Below are 18,557 nucleotides of genomic sequence, written 5' to 3' on the forward strand. Positions count from 1 at the left end.
GTCACACTCCGCCCGCCAGCAATGGCCCAAGCCGCTCCAGGTGACGGCGCCAGCCCTCGCCGCCATCCGGCGCCGGCGTCAGGCCGGCCGGCAACCTTGCGGTGCGGCCGAGCACGGCCTCGATCAACCGCTGCCGCTCCATCGAGTCCAGATTGGAGAAGACGCGGCGCAGCAATGGCAGATGCGCGATGAAAGCGTCCTCGTCGAGCGATTTCAGCCACCCATCGACGGCGCCGCGCAGGCCCTCGTCGTAGATCAGCCGCTGGCCGGCAGTGCTGAAGAAACCTTCGAAGAACCCCGCTGCCTGGGCGACCGGCGTCCCCGGCGACAGCCTGCGTCCGAGCAGCCCGGCGGCGTCCTCTGCCGACAGTTGGCCGGCTTCATAGAGCAGATGCGCGGCGCAGCCGGCGAGCAGCGCCGTCGAGCCCGGACCTTCCAGCACGCCGGTCAGGCCGTTGCGCCATGCATCGAGCACGCCTTCGCCGGGCTCGACCAGCCGGATCGCCGTGTCGGCCTTGCGCACAGCACCGACCAGCGTGGTGGCCGCCTGCTCGTCCAGGTCGCGCACCGCATAGGGCAGCGCGATCGCGCCTTCGACGATCAACCGTTCCAACAAACCGGACAGCCGGTTGGTTTCGGTCTTGCGCGCCTCGCCGTAACGGATGATGTCGGCAAGCGGCGGCACCGAGGCCAGCATCTCCAGGCATTCGCTGCTGTGCGCTGCGCGCGCCTCCAACGCTACAAGGCCGGCGCTCGCGGCCTCCGACAGATCCGCCGTAATGGCGCTCTGGACAAGGGCGGCAAGCGTGTCGAGGCTCGCGGCCGCACCGAGCATCTGGATCAGGCGGCCATTGGCGGCCTTTTCGATAGTCGGGCCGTAGATCAGGTTCTCGACCAGGCGCACGGCATATTCCGGCTCCCAGGCCAGCGTCCATTTTTCGCGAAAGGTGCCGCGGCTGCGGCCGGCGTCGGCCAGCCTGCCCCATTGCACGCCAAGCACGTTCAGCCGGTGCAGCAATGTCGAACGAAACAGTCCGCTTTCGCTGCGCAGATCGACCGACAGCTCGCGTTCCAGCGCCTCCGGCTTCAGCCGCGCCGCCTTCTGGTTGCGCTGCAGGTCCTCGATCAGCGGCGCCAGCGGCGTGTCGGGCGGAATCTCGCCGACATCCGCGCCCAAAAGCAGCTCGGCCTCGACCAGCGCCCACAGCACCGCTTCGCCGTTGAACAGCGCCGCGATCGCGGCATCGCGCAATTCCTCGAAGCCGGGCTTCGGCCGCTCGCGAATGGCAGCCAGTGTGCGCGCAAGCCGCTCGGCCTCGATCAGCGACGCGGTCGACACCAGATGGCCCTTCGCCCGCAGCACCGCCGCGATCGTCGCCAGCCACAGCGTCGCGGCGTCGCGCCGCCCTCGTGTGCGCCACAGATGCTTGCACCAGCCGGGCGCGACGACGCCAGCGCCATAACCATAGCCCAGCGCAAGACGCGGCCCGGTCCATGGCGCCCATGTCATGATGCTTTTGCGCCGGGCAATTCCCTTGATCAGCGCCTGGTCGTTCTTCTGCGTGTGCGCGGCCTGCAGGGCCGGCACATGCCATGCGCCGCAGACGACGGCGATCGGTCCGGCGAATTCCTTGCGCGCGGCAGCGATTTCCAATCGCATATGCGCTTCACGCTTGGCCTCGAACGGCGCGATCGCACCTTCGCCGTCGCGCAGCGTCGTCATCGCATCGGTGATGGCAGCGAAGATTGGACCCGGCTGCGGATTCTGCTCGATAATGTCGGCCCACCAGCTTTCGCCATCTTCATAGCCGGCGGCCGCAGCCAGCGTGCCGATCGGGTCGCGATGCGATGCGGGCTCGCCATCCTCACCGGTTTCGTCCTTGGGTTCGGGCTTGTCGGCGTCAGCCGTTTTGTCGGTGTCGTCGGTTGCCGGTGCCGCGAACCGTGCCGATGACGGCAGGTCGATGAACCGCAATGCCGCCTTGTTCTCCACCGCCCACACCGCCGCCTGGTATTCCGGCGAGAACTCGGCGAACGGCCAGAAACTTGTCGCGGCCGGGTCGTCCTCGGGGTAGCAGAGCAGCGCCACCGGCGGCTGCATCTGCGGGCGCGCCAGCAATGGCAGCAGGGCGGACGCGTCGCTCGGCCCTTCGATCAGCACCGCGACCGGCTGCAAGTCCCGCAGCGCCTGCATCAGGCTGTCGGCGGAGCCCGGCCCGTGATGGCGGATGCCGAAATAGGCGACGTCGCTCATGACCTCAGATCGCTGCGTTCAGTGCCGCGTAATAGCCGGCATAGTCCGGCCGCTTCTTGAGCACCGTTTCGAGATATTCCTCCAGCACCACCTTGTCCTGCACCGGGTCCTTGACGATCGCTCCGACAAGGCTGGCGGCGAGGCCTTCGGCGCCGAGTTTGCCGCTGTCGAACCACGCCGCCTGGCTGAGGCCGCCGACCATGGTGGCGATCGCCTCGGCGGTCGACAATGAACCCGAAGGCGTCTTCAGCGTCACCTTGCCGTCAGCGGTTGCGCCCGAGCGCAGCTCGCGGAAAATGGTCAGCACGCGCGCAATCTCCTCGCCGACATTCTTCGGCACCGGCAGGTCGAGGCCGCCGGCCATCTCGTCGACCCGCTTGGAGACGATCGCCACCTCTTCGGCCATGTCTTCGGGCAGCGGCAGAACCACCACATTGAAGCGGCGCTTGAGCGCCGAGGACAGTTCGTTGACGCCCTTGTCGCGATTGTTGGCGGTGGCGATGATGTTGAAGCCGCGCTGGGCATAGAGCGAGGTGTTGAGCTCCGGGATCGGCATCATCTTTTCCGACAGCACGGTGATCAGCGTGTCCTGCACGTCCGAGCCCATGCGCGTCAGTTCCTCTAGCCGGCATAGCTTGCCGCTCTCCATGGCGCGGTAGAGCGGCGTCGGCACCAGCGCCTCCTGGCTCGGCCCTTTGGCCAAAAGCTGCGCATAGTTCCAGCCGTAGCGGATCTGGTTCTCGTCGGTGCCGGCCGTGCACTGCACGATCAGCGTCGAGTTGCCCATGATGGCGGCGGCGAGATGTTCCGACACCCAGGACTTGGCGGTGCCGGGAACGCCGAGCAACAGCAGCGCGCGGTCGGTAGCGAGTGTCGCCACCGCGGTTTCCATCAGCCGGCGGCGACCAACATATTTCGGCGATATCACGGTGCCGTCGCTTGCCTTGCCGCCGAGCAGATAGGTCAGCACGGCCTTCGGCGACAAGCTCCATCCGGCCGGCTTCTGGCGTTCGTCATTGCGCGCCAGCGCCTGCAGTTCAGCGGCATAGGCCTGCTCGACAGGGAGGCGGATGGCTGCGTTCATGGTGCTGTTCTCCGGATTGTCATGTTTTGGTTCCCGTCATTGCCGCGTTGAGGCGCAGGAAAACGAGCGAGGCTGCCGCCGGCAGCATGCCGGCCGCAACAATGTCGCCGATCAACCGTTCAGCGGTCTCCGCTGTGGCAAGAAAGCCTATCGTTTCCAGGGCGTGGTCCGCGCTTCGCTTCGCGGGCTCGTCGTTTCCCGCAACCATGGTGCGCAGTGCCGACAGCGCCTTGCCATTTGTCAAATCGTCCCATTCAAGCCAACTCGCTTCGGCGCCTTCGACCAGGTTGAGCGCTTCAAGATTTTGAGCGTCCTTCAGGATCCGCCTGATCAGGTTCCGCTTCCTGCCGCTGTCCAAACGCAACATGAGGTGGAAGACAAACAATGCCGACTTGCCACCTTCGGCGACAAGCGTATCCGCCAACAGCGCCACCGTGGCATCGCTGCCGGACACGGCGACCATCCGAACGAGAGACAGATCCGCTCTGTCATCGGCACCGAATTGCCATGCCCCGATGAAATCGGACTCTGTTTTGCCGAAATGCGCCGCAAGATCGACCAGGTAACAGCTTGCGAACAGGTCGACGCGACGACTTTCTTGCGCAGCCGATTTGAGTTTTGCCGGCGTGTATGTGGTGCGGCGGCGGATGAAGCCGGATTTGCCTTCTGTGATGAAGGCGGCGAGTTCGGCAACGGGGTCGTCGGCTCCGTCGTTGCCCGGCCGGCCATGCTCGCCCAACCTTGCCAGCAGCCGGCCCGCCAGCTCCTGCACCTTGCCGGAGCGGTCGGTGGCCAGGCTTTTCAGGAATGGCGCGTCCGTGGGCGTCAGGTTGAAATGCATGAGTTCGATGAGCGCCAGCCGGACTTCAGCCGGCTCGCCCGTCGCCTTGGCTTCCATCAGGCTGCGGGCCGTGGCCGGATCGCGACGGCGCATCTCGGCCAACGCGATACGGCGCGCGGCGGGGTAAAAGTCATCCCAGTTCTGCGCCGTCAGCTGCTCCTGCGGGGCAATCTTCAGCCCCTCGACGCTGGCCTGCCAGTCGATCCACGGCGCATAGATGTCAGGGCTGTTCTGGTCTGATGCCGACGGCATCCAGTCCATCGGATGCAGCACGTAGCCGCGGCTGGCGACGAGCGTCGCGACGCTCGACTTGCGCCGCGCATCGGCGGCGTTCTTCAGGGCCGCCCGCAACAGCGGCCGCAACCGCTCCGGCAGCAGCGGCAGGCCAAGCCTCGGCAGCGGCGGGCGCCGCTTCAGCGTCTTCGGCGCCGACGGCCGCAGGCCGACATCGAGCGCCTGCGCCGCGATCGCCAGCAGACGTCGCTCCCGTTCGTCCGGGCTTGCGCCACGCGCGATCTCCTTCCATGCGGTTGGCGCCAGATCGAACGCGGTTCCGCCGGTGATCCAGCAGTCGCGCATCGTCGCCAGGCCGGTTAGTTCGAGCTCGTTCATGACAGATCGAGCCTCCCGAAGCCGCTTTGCGCGGCCAGCAGATCGAGCCGCGCGCCGTTCCAGAGTGCCGCCGTGGCCGCGAGTTCGAGGCCAAGCACGGTCTGATCGACGGTCCCGCTAACAGGCAGGGCGATCCCTTGCGGGTCGTGCGCCGCTTGCCACCAGGCGGTGCCGCGCTCATCGAGCAGGATCGCGCCGGCAGGCAGCATCAGCGGGCTATCGGTCGACCAGGGCGCTGCGTCCTGGTGCGCCGCATGCGCCGCGAGCGGGTCCTTGACAGCGTCGAGGCCGAAATCCGGCCAGGCGCCCGACACGACGTCGCCCTTGCGCTCCGCCACCAAGGCCCGCAGTGGCTGGCGCGACGGGTAGAATACCAGGCGGGCGTGAAACCGGTCACCGGGCGTGAACGCCGCCGAGCGGCGGCCGGCCGAAGCCGGAAAGAAATCGAGCAGCAGCCCAAACTGCGGCGTCGGGCTTTTCAGATCGAGCAGCCAGGTCGAATGGCTGACGAGACCGTCGCGGCGGGTCTCGATCTTCTCGCCGACGACCTCCCAATGGCTGTCGACCTGCTTCGCGTCGGGACTGGACAGAACCTGGTCGCGGGTTTCGGACGCCGACACCAGTCGCTTCAGCTCGGGATCGTCGGGCGCCGAGCGCCAGGCTTTGGCCAGCAGCACCAGCTTGCCGAGTTCGCGGATCGCCGCGTCCGGCCGTTCCTCGCTGCGCAGCGCCATTAGCCGGGCCGGGATTTCGTCGATGCGTCCGGCAAGCGCCGTCGCCTTCATGTCGACAAGCCGCGCGGCAATGCGGCGGCAGCGCTCGCTGCTGGCGTCGGCAAAGGCGGAAAGGCCGAGCCGCAGCTGGTCGGCAATCCACTGGTCGAGTTCGTCCAGCGCGCCTGCCACCGCGGTGCGCGTATCTTCCGCCCGCTTGCGCTGCGCCGTCTCGCGGCGCTCCGTCGCGGCGGCGTCATCGACGGTGCTTTCCTCCGCCTGCGAGGCCTCGCCAGTGCTCTTGCCAGACGCGCCCCTGCCAGGCTTTGCGTCGACCGGCGGGGGCGCAGTCTTCCTGCGCCGGCCAAGCCAGTCATTGACCCATTCCGGCGTTGTTTCGGCTGATGTGAAGCTGGCCGGCGCCGTGGCGGCGATCCACATCAGCGCCAGCGTGTGCTTGCAGGGAAATTTTCGCGACGGGCAGGTGCATTTGTAGCCGTGGTCGCCGGTGTCGACGACGGTGCGATAGGGGTTGGATCCCGAGCCCTGGCATTCGCCCCAGATCAGCGCCTGCTGCTCGTTCTTCTCCAGCCGCGGCCAGTTCGAGCGCTTGGTGAGCTTCGAGGCGGCGCTTAGCGACGCCTGATCGGGGGCCAGCGCCTCGATGGTTTTCAGTTCGAATTCCAAGCCGCGCCTCTCGTCACCCCAAATCAATGCCTGGCATCAATATAGGGTGCCGTTTGTGAAGGATTGTTGTGGCCCCGGCAAGACGAAGATAGCGCAGATCAGTACAACGGCGTGGCCATATGCCGGGGCGTCGGCCATTGCGCCGTGATCTCGGGCTGCACCGGGCGCTCGAGATAGGTCGACAGCACGACATAGCTTCGCGTCGAGGTGACGCCGGGCGTTTCGTAGAGACGCGCCAGCAGGCCTTCGAGCGCCCTGGTGTCCTCGGTGCGGACCTTGAGAAGCATGCAGGTGTCGCCGGCCACCGAATGGATTTCCTCGACCTCAGGATATTGGGAGACGGCCATCAGCTCCGGTGTCTTGCCCCAGCCCTTGGTATCGATATGCACGAAGGTGAGCAGCGGCTTCTTCACCGCCTTCGGGTCGATGATCACAGCCGTGCCGCGGATGGCGCCGCTGCGCCGCAGGCGCTTGACCCGCTCATGCGCCGCCGGCGGCGAAAGGCAGACGCGTTCGCCAAGTTCGGCGTAGCTGATCGTCGCATCCTCGACCAGCACGCCTAATATTTTTCGGTCGATTGCGTCGAGCTCGCGGGGAGCTACCTTGTTCTGCAGAACCCCATCTGTTTCTTCGTCCATATCGAAATTCCTTGTTGTCGCGGAATTCAGTTCGGCCATTATGACCCGATGACGAACGCGCATCAAGCTGCAACGCTCCATCAGCCGATCCCGGCGCTGGCCTATCTCCTGACCGGCTGCATCGCCGTCATCGGCTCGAACTCGCTGGTCCTGGGTCCAATTGCTCCGGCAGTCGCCGCATCCTTCGGCACCAGCGTGCCGGCGGTGATGGCCGCGTCGGCCGCCTTCGGCCTCGGCACTTCGGCCAGCGCGTTGTTCCTCGCCCGCTATATCGACGGCGTCGGCGCCCGCCGCATGCTGCAGGGCGCGCTGCTTCTTCTGGCCGTCGGGCTTCTCGCCAGCGCGCTGGCGCCGACGGTGATCATGCTGGTCGCGGCCCAGGCCGTCGCCGGCATCGCCGCCGGCGTCGCCATGCCGGCCATCTATGCCAGTGCAGCGGCAATTGCGCCGCCCGGCCGCGAAAGCGGCACGATCGGCGTCGTGCTGACCGGCTGGACGGTCTCCATGGTGGCCGGCGTGTCGCTGTCGGCCGTGCTTGCCGATCTCGTGCACTGGCGCGCCGTCTTCGCCGCCGTCGCGGTGCTTTCCGCCATTGCGCTTGCTGCCTTGTCGATGACCTCGCTCAGCGACGTCAGGAAGAGCGGCCCGGCGCCGTCGCCGTTCGTTGCGCTGGCCATTCCGGGGATCGTGCCGCTGCTCATCGCCTGCACCGCCTTCATGACCGCTTTTTACGGCGTCTACGGCTATCTCGGCGATCATCTGCACCAGGATCTGGGCGAGCCCGTCAGCGCCAATGCGCTGGCCGCGCTCGCCTATGGCGCCGGCTTCGGCGCCGCGGCCTTCCTCGACGGCGTCATCGACCGCATCGGCGCGCGGCGCGTCATGCCCTTCGCCTATCTGCTGGTCGCCGTCGTCTATGTCGCCATCGCGCTCGCAAGCAGCAATTTCGTGCTGATCCTGGCTATGATCGCCATATGGGGCCTTGCCAATCATTTCGGCCTGAACGTGCTGGTGATGCGCCTTACCGCGCTCGATCCGTCGCGCCGTGGCACCATCATGGGCCTGAACAGTTCGGTCACCTACCTCGCCGTCTTCATCGGCACCGCCAGCTTCGGGCCGCTTTATTCATCGTTCGGCTTTGCCATCTGCGCGATCGTCGCCGCCGTGCTGATGCTGGTTGCGGCAGCAGCGGGGTCATGGCGGTCGCCGCCGCCCATCAAGCCGTAAAGCTTGCGTCCTCATCCGGTCCTTCGCTAGAGCTTGGCTTGCCATACGAGCCCCGCCCGGATGAAGACGACGCTTGAAACCACTGCCGACCCCTCGTCAGACGGCCTCGCCTTCCTGGCCGAGCGGCTGACGGCGTTCAATGACGGCGATGTCGGCCCCTCCGGCCGCAAGCCGATCGCGGTCTTCGTTCGTGACGAGCACGGCGCTGTCGTCGCTGGCATTTCGGGATACACCGCCTGGGGCTGGCTCTATGTGCAATGGCTGTGGGTCGACGAACGCCTGCGCGGCCAGCATATGGCCGGCGACATGCTGGACGCTGCCGAGCGCGAAGCAGTCGCCCGGGGCTGCCAGAACGCCTGGATCGACACGTTCAATCCGACAGCGGCCAAAGTCTATGAGCGGCAAGGCTACCGGCGCTTCGGCGAACTGCCTGACTTTCCCGTCGGCCGCAGCCGCATCTTCCTGCAGAAGAAGCTCTAACCTGCCAGCCGCCCGCCTTGCATCGGCTGCGGCACGCCGGTGGTGCTGGGAAAGCTGATCGGCAGGCCGCGCAGCACGCGCACGGCAAGGAAGGCAAAGCATTCGGCCTCCACCGCATCGCCTTTCCAGCCCAGTGTCTCGGCCTGCACCACCTCGACGTTGGCGCGCCTCGCCAGCATCGCCATCATCGTCGGGTTGCGGCGGCCGCCGCCACTGACCGCCAGGCGCTTCGGCCGGCGCGGCAACAAATCGAGCGCCTTGCCGACGGCCGAGACGGTGAAGGCCGTCAGCGTCGCCGCCCCATCCTCTGCGCTGAGGCCGTCGGCCATGGCGGCGCCGAAGTCGAAACGGTCGAGCGATTTCGGATAGGGCTTGGTCAGATACGGATGCTGAAGCAATTTGGCCAGCCGCACTTCATCGACGGTGCCGGCCGCGCCCAGTGCGCCGTCGCGGTCCATCTCGCCGAGTCCGTTTGCCTTGATGAAATCGTTGAGCGGCGCGTTGGCCGGGCCGGTGTCGAAGGCGACGATGTTGTCCTTGCCGTCCCACCAGGTGACGTTGCCGACACCGCCGAGATTGAGCACCGCCGTGTCGCCGCTGGCGTCGGCTTCCCTCAAAAGCGCCGCGTGATAGGCGGCTGCCAGCGGTGCGCCCTGGCCGCCGGCGCGCACATCGGCCGAGCGGAAATCATAGGCGACCTTGGCGCCCAGGATCGAATGCATCAGCTCGCCGTCGCCAAGCTGGCGCGTGGCGCCGAGGCGTCCGGGTTGCGGGGCGCGATGCAGTACGGTCTGGCCGTGGAAACCGACCACGCCGATATCGCCCATGGTTAGGCCGTAGCTTTCGACAAGGTCCTTCACCGCCGCCGACTGCGCCCGCGTCAGCGCCTCCTCGGCTTCGGCAAAGATCGCCGGCTCCGGCCCGTCGAAATTCCACACCCGGGCCTGACGCAGCGTCTCCTCCAGCAAGGCACGGATCGCTGCGGGGTAGGGGGCCAGCGTATAGGTGCCGAAATCGGCGATCCGCTCGCCATCGGTCTTGATCAGCGCCACGTCGATATTGCCGTCAAGCACGGTGCCGGTCATCAGGCCGACGGCCCAGATTGGTTCCACGGTCGACTCCCTTGCGACACCGTTTGCGATTCCAACGCAATCACCTGTCGGACGGATTGTCTCGCCAGGCAAGACCCTGGCCGCGGTCGATTGCTCCGAACCTGCCGGCAGAGTTTTTCACCGAACAGCGAAAATCGAGCAACGCCGTTCTTGCCTCTTGCCGTTCAAGACGCCAGCTATGGAACAAGCACATCAATCGCCAGGGAGAAACGGCATGGCATCCGAAGTCGCAGTGATCGCGGGCGCGGGCGCAGGCCTGAGCGGCTCGCTGGCCCGTCTTCTCACCAAGGAAGGCTTCCGCGTGGTGCTGGCCGCCCGCAACACGGCCAAGCTCGCGGCGCTGGTCGGGGAAACCGGCGCACTGGCCGTCGAAACCGACGTCGCCGATCCGGCCTCCGTCGCCGGCCTGTTCGACACCGCCGACAAGCAAGGTCCGCTGGCGCTTGCGGTCTTCAACGCCAGCGGCCGCACGCGCGGCCCGATCGCCGAGGTCGATCCCGATGCGGTCAAACAGGCGCTGCTGGTTGGCGCCTATGGCGGCTTCCTGGTCGGCCAGCAGGCGGCGCGGCGGCTGCTTGCGCGCGGCTCCGGCTCGATCCTGTTCACCGGCGCTTCGGCCAGCATCAAGGGCTTTCCCAACTCCGCCGGCTTTGCCATGCCGAAATTCGGCCTGCGCGGCCTGGCGCAGTCGATGGCGCGCGAACTCTTCCCGAAGAACATCCATGTCGCCCATTTCATTATCGACGGCCAGATCGAGCCGGTCGGGACGAAGCCCGAGCGACCGGACAGCCAGCTGTCGCCCGATGCGATCGCGCAGACCTATCTCGCGACCCATCGCCAGCATCGCAGCGCCTGGAGCTTCGAGGTCGAGCTGCGGCCCTTTGTCGAGACATTCTGACCGGTCCGGCGTGAGCGTTCTCGCAATTGTGAAATCTTTGAGAGAATATTCCCGGCTTCGTGTTCGAGAAGAAATGCGGTTCTTTGATCCGGCAAGCAGCATTGCCGATGATGTCGTCAAGGCTTGGTATTCCACCTCGCCGCAATGACTTCAGGATTACGAGGGATCGACAATGTCCGAACGTGGAAACGCTTCCAGCTCTCTTCTTTTTTCAGCCATCAGCCGGCGAGCTGCCCTTGCGGCACTTTTTGCCTCGGCCGTCACGCTTGCCGGTCTGGCTCAGCCGACGCCGTCCTTCGCCGACGACAAGAAGTCTATCAAGGTCGGCATCATCAGCGGCGAGGATGAGGACGTCTGGCGCGTCGTCGTCGCCCAGGCCGCCGAAAAAGGCCTGACCGTCGAGACCGTGGTGTTCAACGACTACACCCAGCCCAACGAGGCGCTCGAACGCGGCGAGATCGACGCCAACGCCTTCCAGCACCAGCCCTATCTCGACAACCAGATCAAGACTCAAGGGTACCACATCGTGCGCGTCGGCTACACCGGCGTCTGGCCGATCGGCCTCTACTCCAAGAAATACACCAAGGTTGCCGACCTGCCCGAAGGCGCCGTCATCGGCCTGCCCAACGACCCCTCGAATGAGGGCCGCGCGCTGCGCGTTCTGCAGAACGAAGGCGTGATCAAGCTGAAGGACGGCACCGGCATCCTGGCGACTACCGCCGACATTGCCGAGAACCCGAAGAAGGTCGTCATCAAGGAACTCGATGCCGGCATTGTCGGGCGCTCGGTCGAGGATCTCGATGCGGCCGTCGTCAACACCGACTGGGCGCTGAAGAGCGGTCTCGGCCCGGATAACCGCATCGCCCAGGAGCCGGTGGCTGACAACCCCTACCGCAACTTCATCGCCGTCAAATCCGGCAACGAGAACGAGGGCTGGGTAAAGACGCTGGTCGCGTCCTACCAGAACGAGAAGGTCAAGGCCGAGTTCGACAAGGTCTACAAGGGCACCGGGATCAGCGCCTATTGATCGGCGCCTGGTTGTCAGGAGCAGGCGACCCGCTGTTGAGCGGGCCGCCGTCGCATTTGTCGAGCGTCGAAACGGACAGTGAGATGAACCAGCACGTCACGGCCGAAGCATCCGGTCCGGTCAATATATCGGCCGGGCAGGAAGATGTCGTACGCCTCGTCGACCTCAAGCGCCGCTTCGGCGCGACGCCTGCGCTCGACGGCGTCTCGCTGACGGTGAAGAAGGGCGAGATCCTCGGCATCATCGGCCGCAGCGGCGCCGGCAAGTCGACGCTGATCCGCTGCCTCAACGGGCTGGAGCGGCCGGACTCCGGCGACGTCTTCATCGAGGGCCGCGAGATCGGCCGGCTCGGCGAGCGTGAATTGCAGCCGCTGCGGCGTCGCATCGGCATGATCTTCCAGCACTTCAATCTGCTGTCGGCCAAGACCGTGGAGGACAATGTCGCGCTGCCGCTGAAGATCGAGGGCCGCCCAAAGGCCGAACGGCTGGCGCGCGCCGCCGAATTGCTCGACCTCGTCGGCCTGTCGGAGAAGGCGAAGGCCTATCCGTCCTCGCTGTCGGGCGGCCAGAAGCAGCGCGTCGGCATCGCCAGGGCGCTGGCCGCGCGGCCGGCGCTGCTACTGTCCGACGAGGCGACCTCAGCGCTCGATCCGGAGACGACGCGCTCCATCCTGGCCTTGCTGAAAGACATCAACCGGCAGCTCGGCCTCACCATCCTGCTCATCACCCACGAGATGGAGGTGATCCGCTCGATCGCCGACCGCGTCGCGGTGATCGATGCCGGGCGCATCGTCGAACAAGGCCCGGTGTGGTCGGTCTTTGCCGAGCCGCGTTCCGAAATCACCAGGAGCCTGCTCGGCGGCATCCGCCCGCAACTGCCGGCCGAGATTGCCGGCCGGCTTGCTCCCGGAGGCGGCGCCGAGCTCATCCTCAGGGTCGACGTCGCCGGTGAGGCCGCGCGCGGTCCGCTGCTGTCCGATCTTGCGGTGGCCGTGCCGGGACGGTTCCGCCTCGTCCATGGTGGCATCGACCATGTCCAGCAGCAGCCGGTCGGCACGCTGTTCCTTGCGGTCGCGGGCAACGATCCGAAACATCTGTCCAAAGTAATCGCATTCCTGAAGGCCCGCGACGCACGGGTGGAGGTGCTTGGCCATGTCGCCGGTTCTGTTTGAACTTCTGCTGCGCTCGATCTGGGAGACGGTCCTGATGACGGCGGCATCGGGCCTCATCTCGCTCGTCTTCGGGCTGCCGCTCGGCCTGGCATTGATTGCCACCGAGCGCGGCGGCATTGCCGAAAGCCTGTGGGTGAACCGCGCGCTCGGCGCCGTCATCAACGGCTTCCGCTCGGTGCCTTTCATCATCCTTCTGGTGGCGCTGATCCCGGTGACGCGGCTGATCGTCGGCACCTCGATCGGCACCTGGGCGGCGATCGTGCCGTTGTCGATTGCGGCGACGCCCTACTATGCCCGCATCGCCGAAGTGTCGCTGCGCGAGGTCGATCGCGGCCTGATCGAGGCGGCACGCGCCATGGGCGGCAATCGCTGGACGATCATCCGCGAGGTGCTGGTGCCCGAAGCTTTGCCCGGCATCGTTGCTGGTTTCACGGTGACGCTGGTAACGCTGATCGGCGCCTCGGCCATGGCCGGCGCCATCGGTGCCGGCGGGCTTGGCGACCTCGCCATCCGCTACGGCTACCAGCGTTTTGAGACCAGCGTCATGGTCGCCGTGGTCATTGTGCTGATCATCCTCGTTTGCGGCATCCAGTGGGTCGGCGACCGGCTGGTCGCCAGGCTGGACCGGCGCGGATAAGCGGCCACGAACGTTATTTGCCGGCAGGCTGCCAAACGCAGCGCCGGCTTTCTCCATCGGCGCCGAGATTGGATTGCGCGTTGCTTTGATCGGACCGGCCTGCGTGCCACCGTGACAGCGGAACAAGGAGCTTGACCATGCCCAGGATCGTACCCGTGCTTGATCTCGGCCGCCTCGAACAGGGCGCTTCGGAACGGCGAACGTTTCTCTTCGACCTGCGCACGGCCGCGCGCGATGTCGGCTTCTTCTATTTGACCGGCCACGGCATATCGGCTGCGGATACCGCAGAAGTGCTCGACGCCTCGCGCCGGTTCTTTGCCTTGCCGGAAGCCGACAAACTGGCGATCGAAATGGTGAAGTCCTCGCAGTTCCGCGGCTATACGCGCGCCGGCGGCGAGCTGACCAAAGGCAAGGCCGACTGGCGCGAACAGCTCGACATCGGCGTCGAACGCCCGGCCATCGAGCAAGGCCCCGGCGTGCCCGCCTGGACGCGGCTGCAAGGGCCCAACCAGTGGCCGGCCACGCTGCCCGAGCTGAAGCCGGCGCTGCTCGCATGGCAGGCCAAGGCGACCGCGGTGGCGATCCGGCTGCTTAGGGCCTTCGCTTTGTCGCTCGACCAGGCCGAGGACGCCTTCGATCCGATCTACCGGGCCGAGCCCAACCATCGCATGAAGATCGTGCGTTATCCCGGCCGCGACGCCACCGGCGACAACCAGGGCGTCGGCCCGCACAAGGATGGCGGTTTCCTGACGCTTCTGCTGCAGGACGAGAGCAAGGGCCTGCAGGTCGAATATGACGGCGCCTGGGTCGACGTCGATCCGCTGCCCGACACGCTGGTGGTCAACATCGGCGAACTGCTCGAACTGGCGTCGAACGGCTATCTCCGGGCGACAGTCCACCGTGTGGTGACACCGCCGGCCGGCGTCGAGCGCGTCTCGGTCCCGTTCTTCTTCAGCGCCCGGCTCGACGCCACGATTCCGCTGCTCGACCTGCCCGAGGAACTGGCGGCCGAGGCGCGGGGTCCGGCCAGCGATCCCGACAATCCGCTGTTTCGCAATGTCGGCACCAATGTGCTGAAAAGCCGCCTGCGCTCGCATCCCGACGTGGCGCGCCGGCACTACGCCGATCTCCTGGAAACTGGCGCCTCAGCCGGCTGAAATCTTCGAAGACAAGAACGAAATTTCTGCATCCCGCGTTGTTTTAGAAAGCCGTTCGTCGCCAACCGCAGCGAATGCGCGCACATAGGAATTACCGTTCGGCGGTTTCCTCCCATTCCACCGAACGGTGTTCCCCTCTGAAGGTTCTTGACCTTCTTTTGGCCGGGCCGCTTTCGCGCCCGGCCTTTTTTATCCATTAAGAGCCCTAGCCAAACTTCGGATCAAGGCTGCCCGACTTGTACCGCTTGGCCATCTCAGCCACCGGCAACGGCTTGATCTTCTGGGCATTGCCGGCGGTGCCGAACTGCTCGAAGCGCTCCTTGCACAGCTTGCGCATCGCCGCCATGGCCGGCGTCAAATATTTGCGCGGATCGAACTCCGACGGGTTTTCGGTCAGCACCTTGCGGATGGCGCCGGTCAGCGCCATGCGGTTGTCGGTGTCGATGTTGATCTTGCGCACGCCGTGCTTGATGCCGCGCTGGATCTCTTCCACCGGCACGCCCCAGGTCGGCTTCATCTGGCCGCCATATCTATTGATGATCTCCTGCAGGTCCTCGGGCACCGAGGACGAGCCGTGCATGACCAGATGCATGTTGGGCAGGCGGCGGTGGATTTCCTCGATGACATTCATCGCCAGCACCGCGCCGTCCGGCTTGCGCGAGAATTTGTAGGCGCCGTGGCTGGTGCCCATGGCCACCGCCAGCGCATCGACATGGGTGTCCTTGACGAACTCGACCGCCTGCACTGGGTCGGTCAAGAGTTGGTCGTGGCTGATCGCGCCTTCGACGCCGTGGCCGTCTTCCTGCTCGCCGCCGCCGCTCTCAAGCGAACCGAGCACACCGATCTCGCCTTCCACCGACACGCCGCCCCAATGCGCCATGTCGACGACGCGCCGGGTGATGCCGGAATTGTAGGCATAGTCGGCCGGCGTCTTGCCGTCCTCTTTCAGCGAGCCGTCCATCATCACCGAGGTGAAGCCGTACTGGATGGCGGTGACGCAGGTGGCTTCGTTGTTGCCATGGTCGAGATGCATGCACACCGGGATGTCGGGGTGGATTTCGACCAGCGCGTCGATCAGCTTGGCCAGCACCACGTCATTGGCGTAGGCGCGGGCGCCGCGGCTTGCCTGCAGGATGACCGGCGACTTGGTCTCCTCGGCCGCCTCCATGATGGCGAGGCCCTGTTCCATATTGTTCATGTTGAAAGCGGGTACGCCGTAGCCGTACTCGGCGGCGTGATCGAGCAATTGTCTCAGTGTTATGCGAGCCACCCAATAGTCTCCCGTATCTGGTTTCAAGCGCAACGTCGCGGGCCGGCCGGTTGCCGGCCAGATGCTTCTGGCCGGATTTCGCCAGAACCGCAACCGTCAGCCGCCATCGAGGCCGCAATTCTTGTTGCAGGGCTGAAATCCGGTAGCCAGCCGGTGAGGCGCTAATCTCCCCCATTGAGGGGGAGATGGCCGGCAGGCCAGAGGGGGTCGGTTCGACTGGAGCGCTAGCGTCATCTGTCGGTGCTGGGAGGTCGCGTCAGGACGCGCCGACCCCCTCTGTCGCCTTTGGCGACATCTCCCCCCTCGAGGGGGAGATTATCCGCGTTCGGGGAACATTGCCTTCAACCCTTCGCGCGAAGCCTTGGCCACACCGCGCTCGGTGATCAGCCCCGTCACCAGCCGTGCCGGCGTCACGTCAAATGCCGGATTTGCCGCCGGCGTCGCTTCGGGCGAAACCCGCACCTGCGCAATCTTGCCGTCCGCCGTCTTGCCCCAGACCAGCGACACCTCGTCACCGGAGCGTTCCTCGATCGGGATTTCGGTCAGGCCATCACCCACCGTCCAGTCGATGGTCGGCGAGGGCAGAGCGACGTAGAAGGGCACCTCATTATCGGAGGCGGCGAGCGCCTTGAGATAGGTGCCGATCTTGTTGCAGACGTCGCCATTGGCCGTGGTGCGGTCGGTGCCCACGATCACCATGTCGACCGCGCCACGTTGCATCAGATGGCCGCCGGCATTGTCGACGATCAGCGTGTGCGGCACGCCGTGGCCGGCCATCTCCCAGGCGGTCAGCTGGGCGCCCTGGTTGCGCGGGCGCGTCTCGTCGACATAGACATGGACCGGAATGCCGGCCTCGACGGCGAGATAGATCGGCGACGTGGCGGTGCCGTAATCGACCGTCGCCAGCCAACCGGCGTTGCAATGGGTGAGGATGTTGACCGGCTCGCCCGGCTTCTTGCGTGCCGCGATCTCCTTGATGATGGCAAGCCCGTTCTCGCCGATGGCGCGATTGAGATCGACATCCTCGTCGGCGATTTCCGCGGCGCGCTTATAGGCCGCCTCCGCGCGCTGTCCCAATACGATCGGCCTGAGGAACCGCCGCATCTCGTCCAGTGCCCAGCGTAGATTGATCGCAGTCGGCCGCGTCTTGTGCAGCGTCTCCCACACCGCGTCGAGCGCTTCGTCAGACGGATCGTCCGCCATCTGGATGGCGACGCCGTAGGCCGCGGTGACGCCGATCAGCGGCGCGCCACGAACCCACATGTCACGGATCGCGGTGGCGATGCCGGCAACGCTCCCGATCGTCTCGACCCGGAACTCGTGCGGCAGCCAGCGCTGGTCGATGATCTCGACCGAACGCTGGTCGTCGCTCAGCCAGATGGTGCGGTAGTGGCGCTCGCCGACGTTCAAATCCTGCTCTCCCGTTCGATCAAAGCGGCCAGATTATTGACCTCGTCCATGCCGTGAATCTGGCGCCGGTTGACGGCGATGTGACGGCCGAATTTTAGCGCCTTGGCCTCGCAGGAGGCTCGCAGATCCTCGTCCTCGATGGTCTCGAAATCGGCATTGTGGGCGAGGCCGAGGATGCGCCGGTGCACCTCGATGCCGGCAAAGCCCAAGAGGTCGGTCCAGATCTGGTGCAGCACATGGTCGAGCGCCTGCTCCGAGGCGAGAATGTCGCCCTGATCCTCGAACAGGCTCTTCTGGTAAAGCATGCCTGTGCGCTCGGTGCGCCATAGATGCGAGAACTCGGCCCGGAACACCGTCCAGGTGTCGTTGGTCACCCCGAGCAGATAGGCACGCATGGCGTCACGCTTGCCCTTCTGTTCATGGCCGCGCTGCGAGAAGTAGGACATCCAGAAATTGGCGAGCAGCATGCCTACATCGAAGGCCATCGGACCGTAGAAGGCGAACTCCGGATCGATCATCCGCGTCTCGGTGTCGGTGACCATGATCGAGCCCGAATGCAGGTCGCCATGCAGCAGCGTCTCGGCGTTGGCGGCGAAGATATGCTTCAGCCGCTGCGCTTCGACCTTGAGGTCGCGGTCGGCGCGCAGTTCGGCAACCAGGCCGTCGAGCTGCGGCGAGGTGTGCCGGTTCAGCTTGGCATCGAAATATGGGTCGGAAAACACCAGGTCTTCGGTGATGCCGCAGAGCTCGACATTGTCGGCAAACAGCGCCAGGTCGGCCTTGCGGTCCTTGGTGGGCATGGAGAGATCAGAGCCGCGGAACAAAGTGCGGGCCATGAACAGGCCGATGTCGCGGGCGATATTTGGCAACTCGCGGCCGTCGATCAGGGCACGGCGCAGGATGATGTGCGGCGGCGCCAGATATTCCATGATGATCAGCGCCTGGGCTTCGTCGAAATGGAGGATCGCCGGCACCGAGCCCGGCGCGCGCGCCTCTTGCCGCGTCAGCGCGTGATACTCGAAGAAGGAGCGTTTGAGCGGCAACGGCCAGCTGTCGCCGACGAGGCGAACATAGGGCAGGGCCTGCTTGACCACGGCCGCACCCGAGCCGCCTTCGACGATGAAGACGAGGTTCAGATTGCCGTCGCCGACCTCGCGCACCTTCCAAGGGCCCTTGCCGATTTTGGCGCACAGCGCTTCGTTCGTACCGAGGCGCGTTGCAAGCGTCTCCACCGACAGTGCTTCAAACGGCAATTTCGCAGTCATTCCTCACCCTCCCGCTTGCTCGCTCCAATCATAGTGGAGCGATGGCGGTGAGGCCAAGCTAGGAAGCTGACTG

16 protein-coding genes are annotated in these 18,557 nt (G+C 65.7%); 7 read left to right on the forward strand and 9 right to left on the reverse strand.

Features of this window, described 5'->3' with window-relative positions; genetic code table 11:
* Position 1: 1 nt before the first annotated feature.
* The 5 genes from NKJ76_RS08075 to NKJ76_RS08095 all read right to left on the reverse strand — a co-directional run bounded on the left by NKJ76_RS08075 (position 2) and on the right by NKJ76_RS08095 (position 6,829).
* Entirely contained in the window at positions 2–2,254 is a 2,253-nt protein-coding gene (locus tag NKJ76_RS08075) for a DUF5682 family protein (RefSeq protein WP_352537158.1), read from the reverse strand.
* A gap of 4 nt (positions 2,255–2,258) precedes the next feature.
* Positions 2,259–3,338, reverse strand: coding sequence for an ATP-binding protein (locus tag NKJ76_RS08080; RefSeq protein ID WP_023701533.1), 1,080 nt, complete (start codon positions 3,336–3,338; stop codon positions 2,259–2,261).
* Positions 3,339–3,357: 19 nt separating this feature from the next.
* Entirely contained in the window at positions 3,358–4,791 is a 1,434-nt protein-coding gene (locus NKJ76_RS08085) for a DUF5691 domain-containing protein (RefSeq protein ID WP_352537159.1), read from the reverse strand.
* Complete coding sequence (locus NKJ76_RS08090) at positions 4,788–6,191, reverse strand: SWIM zinc finger family protein (RefSeq protein ID WP_352537160.1); 1,404 nt, start codon at positions 6,189–6,191, stop codon at positions 4,788–4,790. The genes NKJ76_RS08085 and NKJ76_RS08090 overlap by 4 nt, the downstream gene beginning before the upstream one ends.
* Before the next feature lie 98 nt (positions 6,192–6,289).
* Positions 6,290–6,829 (reverse strand): Lrp/AsnC family transcriptional regulator, encoded by a 540-nt coding sequence (locus NKJ76_RS08095; RefSeq protein WP_023687041.1) that lies wholly within the window; start codon positions 6,827–6,829, stop codon positions 6,290–6,292.
* 48 nt (positions 6,830–6,877) lie between these two features.
* Here NKJ76_RS08095 and NKJ76_RS08100 point away from each other — a divergent pair, with 48 nt between their 5' ends.
* Together NKJ76_RS08100 and NKJ76_RS08105 are read left to right on the forward strand one after the other, a co-directional pair.
* The gene (locus NKJ76_RS08100; protein ID WP_352537161.1) at positions 6,878–8,056 is read left to right on the forward strand and encodes an MFS transporter; all 1,179 of its coding nucleotides are present in this window, start codon (positions 6,878–6,880) and stop codon (positions 8,054–8,056) included.
* A gap of 60 nt (positions 8,057–8,116) precedes the next feature.
* On the forward strand, positions 8,117–8,536 hold the full coding sequence (locus tag NKJ76_RS08105; protein WP_352537162.1) for a GNAT family N-acetyltransferase: 420 nt from the start codon (positions 8,117–8,119) through the stop codon (positions 8,534–8,536).
* Here the strand turns inward: NKJ76_RS08105 and NKJ76_RS08110 are convergent.
* Positions 8,533–9,648, reverse strand: a complete 1,116-nt coding sequence (locus NKJ76_RS08110; protein WP_352537163.1) for an anhydro-N-acetylmuramic acid kinase — start codon at positions 9,646–9,648, stop codon at positions 8,533–8,535. The genes NKJ76_RS08105 and NKJ76_RS08110 overlap by 4 nt on opposite strands.
* A gap of 214 nt (positions 9,649–9,862) precedes the next feature.
* On the opposite strand from NKJ76_RS08110, the gene NKJ76_RS08115 reads away from it, so the two are divergent.
* The 5 genes from NKJ76_RS08115 (at position 9,863) to NKJ76_RS08135 (ending at position 14,539) form a co-directional block, all read left to right on the forward strand.
* Positions 9,863–10,546 carry an SDR family NAD(P)-dependent oxidoreductase gene (locus NKJ76_RS08115; RefSeq protein ID WP_352537164.1) on the forward strand — a complete coding sequence of 228 codons (684 nt, stop codon included), beginning with the start codon at positions 9,863–9,865 and terminating at the stop codon, positions 10,544–10,546.
* A gap of 172 nt (positions 10,547–10,718) precedes the next feature.
* On the forward strand, positions 10,719–11,573 hold the full coding sequence (locus tag NKJ76_RS08120; protein WP_352537165.1) for a MetQ/NlpA family lipoprotein: 855 nt from the start codon (positions 10,719–10,721) through the stop codon (positions 11,571–11,573).
* 83 nt (positions 11,574–11,656) lie between these two features.
* Positions 11,657–12,745 carry a methionine ABC transporter ATP-binding protein gene (locus tag NKJ76_RS08125; RefSeq protein WP_023729258.1) on the forward strand — a complete coding sequence of 363 codons (1,089 nt, stop codon included), beginning with the start codon at positions 11,657–11,659 and terminating at the stop codon, positions 12,743–12,745.
* Positions 12,726–13,382, forward strand: coding sequence for a methionine ABC transporter permease (locus NKJ76_RS08130; RefSeq protein ID WP_023668578.1), 657 nt, complete (start codon positions 12,726–12,728; stop codon positions 13,380–13,382). Before NKJ76_RS08125 ends, NKJ76_RS08130 begins: the two co-directional genes overlap by 20 nt.
* A 137-nt stretch (positions 13,383–13,519) precedes the next feature.
* Entirely contained in the window at positions 13,520–14,539 is a 1,020-nt protein-coding gene (locus NKJ76_RS08135; protein ID WP_352537166.1) for an isopenicillin N synthase family dioxygenase, read from the forward strand.
* A gap of 205 nt (positions 14,540–14,744) precedes the next feature.
* Here the strand turns inward: NKJ76_RS08135 and fba are convergent, their stop codons facing one another.
* The 3 genes from fba to mtnK form a co-directional block, all read right to left on the reverse strand.
* The gene (gene fba, locus NKJ76_RS08140; RefSeq protein WP_023749737.1) at positions 14,745–15,809 is read right to left on the reverse strand and encodes a class II fructose-bisphosphate aldolase; all 1,065 of its coding nucleotides are present in this window, start codon (positions 15,807–15,809) and stop codon (positions 14,745–14,747) included.
* 315 nt (positions 15,810–16,124) lie between these two features.
* Positions 16,125–17,219 (reverse strand): S-methyl-5-thioribose-1-phosphate isomerase, encoded by a 1,095-nt coding sequence (gene mtnA / locus NKJ76_RS08145; RefSeq protein ID WP_023668575.1) that lies wholly within the window; start codon positions 17,217–17,219, stop codon positions 16,125–16,127.
* On the reverse strand, positions 17,216–18,484 hold the full coding sequence (mtnK, locus tag NKJ76_RS08150) for an S-methyl-5-thioribose kinase (RefSeq protein WP_023668574.1): 1,269 nt from the start codon (positions 18,482–18,484) through the stop codon (positions 17,216–17,218). Before mtnK ends, mtnA begins: the two co-directional genes overlap by 4 nt.
* Positions 18,485–18,557: the final 73 nt, after the last annotated feature.

It is taken from the genome of Mesorhizobium sp. M0029, from assembly GCF_040323735.1.
In the GTDB taxonomy this organism is placed as follows: Bacteria; Pseudomonadota; Alphaproteobacteria; order Rhizobiales; family Rhizobiaceae; genus Mesorhizobium.

Bases quoted from the DNA above. Each gene is read 5' to 3' on its own strand.
- NKJ76_RS08135 (WP_352537166.1), top strand. From the start codon at position 13,520: ATGCCCAGGATCGTACCCGTGCTTGATCTCGGCCGCCTCGAACAGGGC.
- NKJ76_RS08120 (WP_352537165.1), top strand. From the start codon at position 10,719: ATGTCCGAACGTGGAAACGCTTCCAGCTCTCTTCTTTTTTCAGCCATC.
- NKJ76_RS08125 (WP_023729258.1), top strand. From the start codon at position 11,657: ATGAACCAGCACGTCACGGCCGAAGCATCCGGTCCGGTCAATATATCG.
- NKJ76_RS08115 (WP_352537164.1), top strand. From the start codon at position 9,863: ATGGCATCCGAAGTCGCAGTGATCGCGGGCGCGGGCGCAGGCCTGAGC.
- NKJ76_RS08105 (WP_352537162.1), top strand. From the start codon at position 8,117: ATGAAGACGACGCTTGAAACCACTGCCGACCCCTCGTCAGACGGCCTC.
- mtnK (WP_023668574.1), bottom strand. From the start codon at position 18,484: ATGACTGCGAAATTGCCGTTTGAAGCACTGTCGGTGGAGACGCTTGCA.
- NKJ76_RS08080 (WP_023701533.1), bottom strand. From the start codon at position 3,338: ATGAACGCAGCCATCCGCCTCCCTGTCGAGCAGGCCTATGCCGCTGAA.
- NKJ76_RS08095 (WP_023687041.1), bottom strand. From the start codon at position 6,829: ATGGACGAAGAAACAGATGGGGTTCTGCAGAACAAGGTAGCTCCCCGC.
- NKJ76_RS08085 (WP_352537159.1), bottom strand. From the start codon at position 4,791: ATGAACGAGCTCGAACTAACCGGCCTGGCGACGATGCGCGACTGCTGG.
- NKJ76_RS08100 (WP_352537161.1), top strand. From the start codon at position 6,878: ATGACGAACGCGCATCAAGCTGCAACGCTCCATCAGCCGATCCCGGCG.
- NKJ76_RS08075 (WP_352537158.1), bottom strand. From the start codon at position 2,254: ATGAGCGACGTCGCCTATTTCGGCATCCGCCATCACGGGCCGGGCTCC.
- NKJ76_RS08130 (WP_023668578.1), top strand. From the start codon at position 12,726: ATGTCGCCGGTTCTGTTTGAACTTCTGCTGCGCTCGATCTGGGAGACG.